Origin of the sequence: Streptomyces sp. B15 (genome assembly GCF_018070605.1) — a bacterium.
GTDB classification, from domain to species: Bacteria; Actinomycetota; Actinomycetes; order Streptomycetales; family Streptomycetaceae; genus Streptomyces; species Streptomyces smyrnaeus.
The window spans coordinates 1-11159 of the sequence record NZ_JAGPXJ010000147.1 but is presented as its reverse complement, the minus strand read 5'-3'; the positions used below and the strand labels follow the sequence as shown (position 1 = coordinate 11159).

Genomic DNA, 11159 nt, shown 5'->3' with positions numbered 1-11159 from the left:
CCGTCGCGCTGCCCGTCCACGGACCGCACGGCACGGTGGTCTGTGCCGTGAGCGTCGTCAGCCACACCAGCCGCCATACGGCCGACAGCCTCACCGCGCACGCCCTCCCCCGGCTGCGGGCCCGCGCCGCGGCCATGAGCGAACGGTTGGCCGCCCCCGCCGCACCCCCCGCCGCGCAGGGGCCGCCACCGCCGACGCCGATGTCACCCGCGACTGCCGCGCCGACCCTCACCGACGCCGCGGTGCTGCGTGCCGCCAAGGACGAACTGGGCCCGGACTTCCTCCAGTCGCTGGCCCGGGGTCTCGCCGTCCTGGCCGCACTGCGCGTGCCCGGCGGTATGACGCTCTCCCAGGTCGCGGCGGCCACCGGGTTGTCGCGGGCGACCGCGCGGCGCCTCCTGCACGCGCTGCGGAATCTGGGCTACGTCGGTACGGGGAGCGAGGAGAGCCGCTTCACGCCGCTGCCGCGCGTGCTGGAGCTGGGACATGCCGCACAGGCGGGGCTCACCTTCGAACGGCTGGCGACCCCGCACCTGGCCGACCTGGTGCGCCGAGTGCACGACTCCGCATCGATCGCCGTGCTCGACGGCACGGACATCCGCTATGTGGCCCGGGTCGCCGCCACCCGCGTCATGGGCGTGGACCTCGGGGTGGGCACCCGGCTGCCCGCGTACGCCGCCGCGATGGGCCGTGTCCTGCTGGCGGGCCTGCCGCCGGCCCGGGCCGCGGACCGGCTGGCGCACTCCGCCCCGGTCCCGCTGACCCGCCGCACCCTCACCGGCCTGCCCGAGTTGACCGCGGCCGTGGACGCCGTACGGCGGCACGGGTACGCCCTGGTCGACCAGGAGCTGGAGGACGGACTGCGCTCCGTCGCCGTACCGCTGCGCGACCGTGCCGGCCGTGTGGTCGCCGCCCTCAACGTCGCCGCCCACGCCGCCCACCGCACCCCCGAGGACCTCCGCCACACGGTGCTCCCCGAACTCCGTGCCACGGCCCGCCGCATCGAAACCGACCTGGCAGCCGCCACCGAACACCACCCGACGGCCGTGCCCTGACACCACGCACCCCCGCCGCCCGACGGCCTCACCCGCCCCGGCAGACCTCGACCAGCCGGGCCAGCACACCCGCCGGATCGTGCAGCACGAGTGCCCCGTCGTTCACCACCCCGCGGGTGCCCGGGTCGACCGGGTCGGTTCCTGCCCACGAGGGGGCTCCGACAGCGAACTCCACCTCGAGCCCGGACGGAGTCGCGAACCGCTTCTCGACGACGGCGCCCCACGGCTGACTGCGCACCGGGACCAGCAGCCCGAGCTGCCGTGCCCAGGGGGCACCGTGGTACGCCTCGGGTTCGGTGGTGAGGAGGACCAGGTCCACATCGGAGCCCGGGCGGGCGTCCCCCCGCGCACAGGAACCCACGAGCAACAGCCCGGTGACGTCCGCGCGGTCGGACACCCAGCGGGTGGTGCGGGTGACGAGGGTCCGGATCTCGGTTGCGCGGGCGGCGGGGAGGGGCGGGCCCAGGGAGAGGTGGGGTGTGGTCACAGCGGCAGCGTAGGGCGGGTGGGGTGTCGGGGTCAGCGGCTTGCGTAGGGGAGGAGGGCCATCTCGCGGGCGTTCTTGATGGCGGTGGCGAGTTGGCGCTGCTGCTGCGAGGTGACGCGGGTGACGCGGCGGCTGCGGATCTTGCCGCGGTCGGAGATGAACTTCCGCAGCAGATCGGTGTCCTTGTAGTCGATGTAGGTGATGCCTGCCACGTCCAGCGGGTTGGGACGGGGGCGCTGCTGCTTGCGGTCGGAGTTGCGGCGGGGCATGGGTGCTCCTTGGTGTGGTGGGTGTCAGGAGACGGGGGAGAGGAGGTCGTCGAAGGCGGCCGGGAAGCGCTTCCAGGCCTCGCGTCCGGCGGCGTACTCCGCGTCGGTGAGCAGACAGCTCTCCAGCAACTGGGTGAGTCCCTCGCGGTCCAGGCCGGGCGAGATGAAGACCAGGTGCTGGCAGCGGTCGCCGTGCCGGGGGTGCCAGTCCAGGGAGGCGGCGGCCCGGCGCATGGGCGGCACCAGATCCCAGGCGGCGTCCGGGAGGGAGGCCAGCCAGGGCCCCGCGGTCTCCACGCTGAGGGCCCCTCCGGCGGCGTCCCAGCCCAGCAGGGTGTCGGGCCGGTCGGCGAGCCAGAATCTGCCGCGGCTGCGCGCCGCCGCGCAGGTCAGGTCCTCCAGGGCGTGGTAGAGCCGGCCCGGGTGGAAGGGCCGGCGGCCGCGCCAGACGAGGGTGGCCACGCCCGCCTCGTCGGCCTCTTGGGGCAGCAGCGCGCACGAGGGGTGCTGGGCCGCCGCGGCGGTCTCGACGTCGAAGCCCGCGAAGGCGAGCCGGGCCAGCTCCGGCGAGTCGAGCGGCACCTGCCGTGCCGTGGGATGGAGTTGGGTGAGCAGTGCCCGGTCCTCGTCGTCGGCCTCGTCCTCGTCGACGAGGGCGAGCACGGGCGCGTACTCCAGTTGCCGGGCCAGGGTGTCCGCGACGGTGCGCTGGTCGGTGGCGGCCGCGGCGAGTCCGGCCTCGGTGAGGTCGTCACCGTTGGCCAGGCAGGGCAGCACCAGTGCCGGGTCGACCGCGGTGATCACATTGGTCGGTCCGACCGTGTGCCCGCCGTGCGCGGCGACGGCCTCGGCCATCGCCATGGGCTCGACGGAGTCCCACAGTTCGACGACGGCGAGCCGCGCGCTCCCGGCCAGCCGGAGCAGCTCCGGCATCAGGTCCTCGCGCAGTGCGCAGCAGGCGCAGTCGTTGACCAGGGGCGCCGCACCGCGCGAGACCTCGCCCGTGGCGTCGCGCACGGTGCGTGTCACGGTGCCGTCGGCAGCGGATGCCAGGTCGTGGTGGAGTGCCACGCTGCCGGGCACGTCGGCCAGGAGCCGGTCGACGACGCGGCGGCGCGCGTCGGCGTGCATGCCCGCGACGAGGACGACGGGCAGCTGGGGGCGCTTCTTGTCGGTCGTCATCGTTCCGCTCCGTCCCGCCCGTCGTGTCCGTCCTGCCCGTCGTGTCCGTCCCGTCCGGCGCGGCGCTCGGTGCCGGAACGGCCGTAGCGGCGCTCGAACCGCTCGACGCGTCCGGCGCTGTCCACGACGCGGGCGGTGCCGGTGTAGAAGGGGTGGCTGCGCGAGGAGATCTCCACGTCGACGACGGGGTAGGTGTTGCCGTCCTCCCACTGGACGGTCCGCTCGCTGGTGAGCGTCGAGCGGGTCAGGAAGGCGTAGTCGGCGCTCTTGTCGCGGAAGACCACAGGGCCGTACGCGGGGTGGGTTCCAGGCTTCATCTCGGGTGCCTCTCCCTCGGATCTCTGGAGCTGTCTCAGCGCTCTTCGCGGAAGTCGACGTGGCGGCGGGCGCGCGGGTCGTATTTGCGCAGGGTCAGCCGGTCGGGGTCGTTCCGCCGGTTCTTGCGGGTCACGTAGGTGTAGCCGGTGCCCGCGGTTGAGCGGAGCTTGACGAGGGGGCGTAGTTCGTTGCGAGCCATGGCGGACACTATATTGGTAATGGAAATCATTTCCAATTGAGCCCAGCGAGAGGTAGGTAACACCCGTGTCGGCCCACTGCCAGCTCACCGGGGCGCAACCGCGCTTCGGCAAGACCGTCTCCCACTCCCACCGGCGCACGTCCCGCCGCTTCGACCCCAATGTGCAGCGCAAGCGCTACTGGCTGCCGAGCGAAGGCCGCTATGTACGGCTGAGGTTGAGCACCAAGGGCATCAAGACCGTGGACGCGATCGGCGTCGAGCGGGCCGTGGCCCGGATCCGCGCGCGGGGCGGGAGGGTCTGATGGCGAAGAAGAGCAAGATCGCGAAGAACGAGCAGCGCCGGGCGACGGTGGCGCGCTACGCGGCCCGCCGTGCCGAGCTCAAGGAGATGCTGCGCGCTCCCTCGTCGACCGACGCCGAACGGCGCGCGGCGCTGGCGGAGTTGCGGCGTCAGCCGCGCGACGCCAGCCCCACGAGGGTGCGCAACCGGGACAGTGTGGACGGCCGCCCCCGCGGCCATCTGCGTACTTTCGGGCTCTCCCGCGTCCGCTTCCGCGAACAGGCGCACGCCGGTCATCTGCCGGGGGTCACCAAGTCGTCCTGGTGACGCCCTGCTGAGCGAGGAGCGGGGAGCGGTGGCTTCGAAGGCGTGAGAACCGCGGCTTCGAAGGCGTGAAAAACGGCGTGGAGAGGCTCGTCCTTGGAGGTTCGGAGTGAGCCTCTCCACGCCCGTCACGGGTGCGGTCGGCCGGCCTGGGCCGGCCGGCGGTCGTCAGTCGTTCTGCATGCCGCCGAACTGGAAGATGGCGGAGTCGTTGATGATGTTGTCGTCGTCCGAGATCTTGACGACGACCTTCTTGTTGTGGATCTCCTTGTGTACCTTGCCGTGGCCGCCGGCCACCGCCGAGGCCGTGCCGGCCGTGGCCAGGCCGAGCGTCACCAGGCCGATGGCAAAGGAGCGCGTGAGGGTGCGCATGAAAACCTCCGTGAAGGTCCGAAGAACGAGGACTGCTCCATCGTCGCCATCTGGCCGGGCATCACAGAGCAATATATGAAGGACACGGCATAACGGACCCGAATGGCTCAGGCGGGCCTCGCCACTTCGGCGCCGTCGCCCAACGGCCGGGCCCGTCGGCCGACGCCCAGGCCGGGGTGCCGCTCCGTCGCAGTCCTCCTCGTCGTCCGACCGACGGCCGGCGCCGGGCGGCCGGTGGCTGCGCCGACGCCTCGTTCACGGGCGCTGCGGCGGTGCGGCGTTGGCCCGCGGCTCGCCCGATCGGGTGGGTGGCCCCGGAGTTGGGCGTGGCGACGGAATGCCGGGTTCATGGGCAGGTGCACCCTTGTGCGGGTCTGGCACATAGAACAAGGGAGGATCATCATGCGCATCCGTACCGCGGTTGCCGCCTCTGGTCTTGCCGCCACCGCCGTTCTCGGCGGGGCCACGGCAGCGGCCGCCGACTCGGGGGCCCAGGGCGGCGCTTCGCACTCGCCGGGGGTGATCTCCGGCAACGTCGTACAGGTCCCGCTGCACGTACCGGTCCAGCTGTGCGGCAACACCATCAACATCGTCGGGCTCGTCAACCCCGCGTTCGGCAACGCCTGCGTCGCCGACTGACACGGTTCCGCCGCTGCGTCCGGAGGCGGGCCGCGACCCGCCGCCCGCCTCCTCGCGCGGATTCTTCTGCGTTGCCACACGAACGCCCCGCCTTCTGGCGGGGCGTTCGTGTGCGCACGGCACCACCGTGGTCGCGTGTCCCGCGCGGACCTACCCCCGCAGGGCCGGGCCGCAGGCCGGTGCGGGCTCCTTGCGCAGGAACGCCGCGCGGAGCGCGTGGTGCGGGGCCGCCGGGTCGAACAGGACGCGGTGCATCGCGGCCAGCTCCCGGTCCCGGTAGGCGGCCAGCGGTTCGGTGGCCTCGTCGCGGGCGCGGTTGCTCTTCTTCACCGCGAGCCGCTGGTGGGTGGCCGGGTCCTCGGCCAGCGCCGCCGCCAGCTCGACGACCCGTGGCGCGAAGCCCGTCGGCGAGGTCGGCAGGACCCGGTCGACCAGTCCGATCCGGCGCGCGGTGGCGGCGCTCATCGGCTCGGCGTCCCGCATCAGCGCCTCGGTGATCTCCGGTCCGACGCGGCGCGGCAGCGTGTACGTCCAGAACTCCGAGCCCGGCAGGCCCATGAGCCGGTAGTGCGGGTTGAGGACCGCGCCCGCCCTGCACCACACCTCGTCGGCGGCGGCGGCCAGCATCGCGCCGCCCGCTGCCGCGTTGCCGCCCAGCGCGGCCACCACCAGCCGGTCGGTGGTGGTCAGTACCGCCTCGACCACGTCGTCGATGGCCTGGATGTTGGCCCAGCCCTCGGCCGCCGAGTCCCGGGCCGCCTCGATGACGCCCAGATGGATGCCGTTGGAGAAGAAGTCCCGTGCCCCGCCCAGCACCACGACACGGGTGGGCCGGGTGCACGCGTACCGGTAGGCGGCCAGCAGCCGCCGGCACTGCACCGTGCTCATCGCCCCGCCGGGGAAGGAGAAGCGCACGAAGCCGACGCCGTTGCGTTCCTGGTACCGGATCTCGGTGTGGGTCAGCCGCTCGGGCGCGAGTTCGAGCGGGGCGGGCCGTTCCGGGACATCTGGGAGCCGGCTGCCCAGCGCCAGCGTGGCGGGGAGCTTGAACGTCCGGCGGCCGTCGGGGGAGCGGCGTGGCCGCAGCTGCGGGATCCACACGGCACCGTCGACCGTCGCCCGGCAGATCGCGCCCGCGCGGGTGGCGAGGATCTCCCCCGGGGTGCCGTACAGCTGGTCCTCGGCGTGCCCGCCGTGCAGGAACCACTCCCGGCCCAGCAGTTCGTCCAGCACCCCCGGCTGCGAGTCGGCGGCGCGCAGGGTACGCAGTACGTCCAGCGTCCGGAAGGTCTGCCAGTCGATCCGGCGCTCGGCCTGGCGCAGCCGCGGTCTGACGGACGGCTCGGTCTCGTCCTGGGAGCGGGGCCGGTAGCCGCCGGCGGCGAACCGGGCCACGGCGTTCCTGACCGCTTCGAGCGCCGCGTCGGCCACCTCGCCCCGGTACAGGTCGCTCTTGCTCGTCCCTTCCGGCAGGGTGCACTCCGCCGAGGCCCAGACGGCGCCCGCGTCCAGCTCCGCCTCGGCCTGCAGCACCGTCACCCCCCAGTGGGTGCGGCTCTCGTGCACGGCCCGGTCGAGCGAGGAGGGGCCCCGGTCCCCGGGTGGGCCGGGGTGCACGATCAGGCAGGTGAGCCGCGACCACACGTCCGCGGGCACGGGTGTCCGCAGCATCGGCGCGACCACCAGCTCCGGGCCGTGCCGGTCCACCGCGCGCCGCACCTCCTCGCCGTCGCTGACCACCTCGGTCGCGACGGTGTGGCGGGCGTCCCGCAGTTCGGCCTGGACGCGTTGGGTCAGACTGTTGAAGGCGCTCGCGATGAGCAGGATCCGCACCACGACCTCCTGGTGATGGCTCGTCGGTGTGCCGGCCGGTCGGTGCCGGCTCAGCAGATTCGGGGCAGTTGTTCACCCAGCGGCAGGTCCACGACCCGGGTGCCGCCCAGCCCGGTACGGGCGACGACCATGCCCGGATGGTCGGTGACGCACTCGCCGATCACGGCGGCCTCGGCCCCCAGCGGATGGGCGCGCATCGCGGCGAGCACGGCGTCGGCCTCCGCGCGCGGTACGAAGGCCAGCAGCTTGCCCTCGTTCGCCACGTACATCGGGTCGAGCCCCAGCATCGAGCAGGCGCTCGCCACCTGTTCGGGTACCGGGATCGCCCGCTCCTGGAGGACGACGCCGACCGAGGCGGCCGTCGCGATCTCGTTGAGCGCGGCGGCGACACCGCCGCGCGTCGGGTCGCGCAGGACGTGCAGCTCCCTGGTGACGGCCAGCATGTCCGCCACCAGGGAGCCGAGGGCCGCGCAGTCGCTCTCGACGGCGACCTCGAACTCCAGCCCTTCGCGCCGGCTCAGCACCGCGACGCCGTGCACGCCGATCGCTCCGCTGACGACGACGACATCGCCGGGCGCGGCCCGCTGGGGCCGGATGTCGACGCCGTGGGGGATCACACCGATCCCGGCGGTGTTCAGATAGACGCCGTCGCCGCGTCCCGCCTCCACCACCTTGGTGTCCCCGGTGGCGATCTCGACCCCGGCCGCGCGGGCCGCCGCTCCCACCGCCTCGGCGACCCTCGCCACGACGTCGAGCTCCACGCCCTCCTCCAGGATGAATCCGCAGGAGAGGTAGGCGGGTCTCGCCCCGCTCATCGCCAGGTCGTTGACGGTGCCGTTGACGGCCAGGTCGCCGATGCTGCCGCCGGGGAAGAACAGCGGCCGCACCACGAAGGAGTCGGTGGAGAACGCCAGCCGGGCGCCGTCGACCTCCAGCGCGGCCGAGTCGGCGAGCGTGGAGAGTGCCCGCCCGCCGTAGGCGGGTGCGAAGACATGCTCCATCAGCTCGGCCGAGAGCGCGCCGCCCCCGCCGTGCCCCAGGACGATCCGCTCCCGGCCGCGCAGCGGTGCCGGGCAGCTCCAGCCGGACAGGTCCGGCGCGGGATCGACCTCGGCGTCCGCTCGGGCGCCCACGTCCGCTCCGGCGGCGCCCACCTGGTCCTCGGTGCTCACGCCCGCCGTCGGCTCGACGGCCTCGGTGCTGGTCAACGGATGCTCGCCTCCAGTGGTGCGTCGGTCGTTCCGCCGAGCCGGCGGTAGAGGTAGTAGGCGGCGCAGGCACCCTCGCTGGAGACCATCGTGGCGCCGAGCGGGGTGCGTGGCGTGCAGGTGGTGCCGAACGCCTCGCACTCGTGCGGCTTCAGCAGCCCTTGCAGCACCTCGCCGCTGCGGCACGCCGCGGGCTCCCGGGTGGTGATGCCTTCGACGCTGAAGCGGTGCTCCGCGTCGTACTCCCGGTAGCGGGGTGCCAGCCGCCAGCCGCTGTCCGGGATGACGCCGATGCCGCGCCAGCCGCGGTCGGTGGTGCTGAACACCTCGTCCAGCATCGCCCTGGCCGCCGGGTTGCCCTGCGCCACGACCGCGCGCGGGTAGGCGTTCTCGACCGTGTGGTGGCCCGCCTCCAGCTGCCGTACCGCCCGGCGCACCCCTTCCAGGATGTCCAGCGGTTCGAATCCGGTGACGACGATGGGCACCTCGTGGCGCTCCGCCAGCGCCGGGTACTCCTCGGTCCCCATCACGCTGCACACGTGCCCGGCCGCCAGGAAGGCGCGTACCCGGCAGTCCGGCGCGCGCATGATGGCCTCGATGGCCGGTGGTACCCGCACATGGGAGACGAGCAGGCTGAAGTTGCGCAGCCCCAGCTTCGCCGCCTGGTGGACGGCCATGGCGTTGGGCGGGGCCGTGGTCTCGAAGCCGATGCCGAAGAAGACGACCTCCCGGTCGGGGTTCTCCCGCGCCAGGGTGAGCGCGTCCAGCGGCGAGTAGACGACGCGCACGTCACCGCCCTCCGAGCGGACCTGGAAGAGGTCACGCCCGGTTCCCGGTACCCGCAGCATGTCGCCGAACGAGCAGAAGATCACCTCGGGCCGGGACGCGATCTCCAGCGCCTTGTCGATCAGTTCCAGCGGGGTCACACACACCGGGCACCCGGGGCCGTGGATCAGCTCGACCTCCTCGGGCAGCAGCTGGTCGATGCCGTGCCGGATGATGGAGTGCGTCTGCCCGCCGCACACCTCCATCAGCGCCCAGGGCCGGGTGACGGTGGCGTGGATGTCCTCCAGCAGCCGCTCGGCCAGCAGCGGGTCCTGGAACTCCTCGATGTACTTCACAGCCGCACCTCCTGTTGTGCGTCGCCGGCGCGCTGCGCGTCCTCCGCGGCCTGCCACGGGTCGCCGAACTCCTCCTCCAGCAGCCCGAGGTTCTCGAACAGTTCGAGGGTCTGCCGGGCCGACTCCTCGTCCAGCCGTTGCAGGGCGAAGCCGACATGGACGATCGTGTACTCGCCGACCCGCAGGTCGGGCACGTACTCCAGACACACCTCCTTGACCACCCCGCCGAAGTCGACGGACGCCATCCGGGTGCCGTCACGCTCCTCGATCCGCAGGACCTTGCCGGGTACCGCCAGACACATGGCCTCTCCTCGTTGGACGGTGGGTCAGTGCGCCGCGGAACCGGTCGGCGGCGGGGAAATTGTTTCGGTCCGCGGCACGCGCGCCGCGACCATGAGCTGCCCCAGGGCCAGCCCGCCGTCCCCGGGCGGTACGAGCCGGTGCCGCAGCACCGAGAAGCCGTCCGCGCGCAGACCGCTCACACAGGCCTCGGACAGCACGGCGTTGGCGAACACGCCGCCGCTCAGCGCCACCGTCTCCACCCCGTGCCGCTCGCGCGCCGCCGCACAGGTACGGCGGACCAGCGCCGCGACGGCCGCATGGAAGCGCCCCGCGATCACCTCCCGCGCGACGCCCGCGCGCAGCTCGCCGACCACGGCGGCCAGCAGCGGGCCGGGATCGGCCACCCGCACGCCGTCGGCGTCCGCGGGCAGCAGCGGGAAGTCGTAGTCGGGCACCCGCTCCTCGGCGCAGGCCGCCGCGGCCGCCTCCAGCTCCATCGCCGCCTGCGCCTCGTATCCCGAGCGGTGGCAGATGCCCGTCAGCGAGGACACGGCGTCGAACAGCCGCCCCATGCTGGAGGTCGGTACGCATTGCAGCCCGCGCTCCAACTGACGGGCAAGCACCTGGAGTTCGGTCGGTGAGCAGCAGGCGGTGCACGGCAGGTCCGGGTCCCAGCCGAGCCCGGCGGCCCACAGCTGGGCCAGGGCCGTCCGGTAGGGGTGCCGTACCGCGGCGTCACCGCCGGGCAGCGGCGCGTACCGCAGGTGCGCGAACCGGGTGAAGCCGTCGTAGTCCGCCAGCAGGAACTCGCCGCCCCACACCGCTCCGTCGTCGCCGTACCCGGTCCCGTCGAAGGCGACGCCGAGCACGGCACGGGAGCCGTCCAGTCCGTGCTCGGCCATGACGGAGGCGATATGGGCGTGGTGGTGCTGGACGCGGCGCAGCGGTCGGCCGTCCGCGTTCCGTTCGGCCCAGCGCGCCGAGCGGTAGGCGGGGTGCCGGTCGGCGACCAGCAGCCCGGGGGAGACGGCGGTGATGTCCTCCAGGTGCTTCTCGGCGCGCTCGAAGGCACCCAGCGTGGCCAGGTCGTCCATGTCCCCGATGTGTGCCGACAGCCAGGCGTGCCGCCCCTCGCCCAGGCAGAAGGCGTTCTTCACATCCCCGCCGACCGCGAGTGCCGGCCGTACCGGCACCGGCAGTGTGAGCGGCAGCGGCGCGTACCCGCGCGAGCGGCGCACCGGCAGCTCCTCGCCCGCGCACACCCGCACCACCGAGTCGTCGCACGGCACATGGACGGGCCGGTCGTGGACGAGGAAGGCGTCCGCGAGGTGCGCCAGCCGCTCCAGCGCCTCCTCCTCGCCGGTGACGATGGGCTCGCCGCCCAGGTTGCCGCTGGTCAGTACCAGGAGCCGGGGCCCGGGAGGGTCGCCCGGCAGACCGAGGAGCAGGTGGTGCAGCGGGGTGTAGGGGAGCATGACGCCCAGGTCGGGGCTTTTGGGGGCGACGGCGGCGGCCAGCGGCGGACCGTCCGACGCGGCCGTGTCGACGCGCTTGCGCAGCAGGACGACGGGACGCCGACTGCCCGTCAGC

Annotated in this window: 14 protein-coding genes and 1 pseudogene; 4 read left to right on the top strand and 11 right to left on the bottom strand. The window is 73.4% G+C overall.

Going from position 1 to position 11159, the window contains the following annotated elements; translation table 11 throughout:
• A partial coding sequence (locus KBY19_RS34335; RefSeq protein WP_210967403.1) for an IclR family transcriptional regulator C-terminal domain-containing protein occupies positions 1 to 1055 on the top strand: 1055 nt, incomplete at its 5' end.
• A 28-nt stretch (positions 1056 to 1083) separates the two neighbouring features.
• Here the strand turns inward: KBY19_RS34335 and KBY19_RS34330 are convergent.
• From KBY19_RS34330 to rpmG, 5 genes and pseudogenes are all read right to left on the bottom strand, one after another.
• Positions 1084 to 1542: a nucleotidyltransferase domain-containing protein gene (locus KBY19_RS34330; RefSeq protein WP_185018600.1), complete on the bottom strand. Its 459-nt coding sequence runs from the start codon at positions 1540 to 1542 to the stop codon at positions 1084 to 1086.
• A gap of 32 nt (positions 1543 to 1574) precedes the next feature.
• On the bottom strand, positions 1575 to 1811 hold the full coding sequence (gene rpsR, locus KBY19_RS34325) for a 30S ribosomal protein S18 (protein WP_099885381.1): 237 nt from the start codon (positions 1809 to 1811) through the stop codon (positions 1575 to 1577).
• A 24-nt stretch (positions 1812 to 1835) separates the two neighbouring features.
• Positions 1836 to 2993, bottom strand: coding sequence for a GTP-binding protein (locus KBY19_RS34320; protein ID WP_210967402.1), 1158 nt, complete (start codon positions 2991 to 2993; stop codon positions 1836 to 1838).
• 77 nt (positions 2994 to 3070) lie between these two features.
• A pseudogene (locus KBY19_RS34315) lies at positions 3071 to 3310 on the bottom strand (type B 50S ribosomal protein L31); the annotation flags it as partial.
• Positions 3311 to 3345: 35 nt separating this feature from the next.
• Positions 3346 to 3510: a 50S ribosomal protein L33 gene (rpmG, locus tag KBY19_RS34310; protein ID WP_099885384.1), complete on the bottom strand. Its 165-nt coding sequence runs from the start codon at positions 3508 to 3510 to the stop codon at positions 3346 to 3348.
• Positions 3511 to 3575: 65 nt separating this feature from the next.
• On the opposite strand from rpmG, the gene rpmB reads away from it, so the two are divergent.
• Positions 3576 to 3812 carry a 50S ribosomal protein L28 gene (gene rpmB / locus KBY19_RS34305; RefSeq protein WP_099885385.1) on the top strand — a complete coding sequence of 79 codons (237 nt, stop codon included), beginning with the start codon at positions 3576 to 3578 and terminating at the stop codon, positions 3810 to 3812.
• On the top strand, positions 3812 to 4117 hold the full coding sequence (gene rpsN, locus KBY19_RS34300) for a 30S ribosomal protein S14 (protein WP_099885386.1): 306 nt from the start codon (positions 3812 to 3814) through the stop codon (positions 4115 to 4117). The genes rpmB and rpsN overlap by 1 nt, the downstream gene beginning before the upstream one ends.
• A gap of 165 nt (positions 4118 to 4282) precedes the next feature.
• Here rpsN and KBY19_RS34295 read toward each other — a convergent pair whose 3' ends face one another.
• Complete coding sequence (locus KBY19_RS34295) at positions 4283 to 4486, bottom strand: hypothetical protein (RefSeq protein ID WP_099885387.1); 204 nt, start codon at positions 4484 to 4486, stop codon at positions 4283 to 4285.
• 402 nt (positions 4487 to 4888) lie between these two features.
• On the opposite strand from KBY19_RS34295, the gene KBY19_RS34290 reads away from it, so the two are divergent.
• On the top strand, positions 4889 to 5125 hold the full coding sequence (locus tag KBY19_RS34290) for a chaplin (RefSeq protein WP_185018603.1): 237 nt from the start codon (positions 4889 to 4891) through the stop codon (positions 5123 to 5125).
• A 150-nt stretch (positions 5126 to 5275) separates the two neighbouring features.
• On the opposite strand, the gene KBY19_RS34285 is transcribed toward KBY19_RS34290, so the two are convergent.
• The 5 genes from KBY19_RS34285 to KBY19_RS34265 all read right to left on the bottom strand — a co-directional run.
• Positions 5276 to 6958 carry an enoyl-CoA hydratase-related protein gene (locus KBY19_RS34285; protein ID WP_210967401.1) on the bottom strand — a complete coding sequence of 561 codons (1683 nt, stop codon included), beginning with the start codon at positions 6956 to 6958 and terminating at the stop codon, positions 5276 to 5278.
• Positions 6959 to 7008: 50 nt separating this feature from the next.
• Entirely contained in the window at positions 7009 to 8091 is a 1083-nt protein-coding gene (gene hypE / locus KBY19_RS34280; RefSeq protein ID WP_307842277.1) for a hydrogenase expression/formation protein HypE, read from the bottom strand.
• Positions 8092 to 8162: 71 nt separating this feature from the next.
• A complete protein-coding gene (gene hypD / locus KBY19_RS34275) occupies positions 8163 to 9287 on the bottom strand; it encodes a hydrogenase formation protein HypD (protein WP_185018605.1) in 1125 nt (374 codons plus the stop codon).
• Positions 9284 to 9589: a HypC/HybG/HupF family hydrogenase formation chaperone gene (locus tag KBY19_RS34270; protein WP_099885391.1), complete on the bottom strand. Its 306-nt coding sequence runs from the start codon at positions 9587 to 9589 to the stop codon at positions 9284 to 9286. Before KBY19_RS34270 ends, hypD begins: the two co-directional genes overlap by 4 nt.
• 24 nt (positions 9590 to 9613) lie before the next feature.
• Positions 9614 to 11159: Sua5/YciO/YrdC/YwlC family protein (locus tag KBY19_RS34265; protein ID WP_210967400.1), on the bottom strand; the 1546-nt coding region annotated here is incomplete at its 5' end.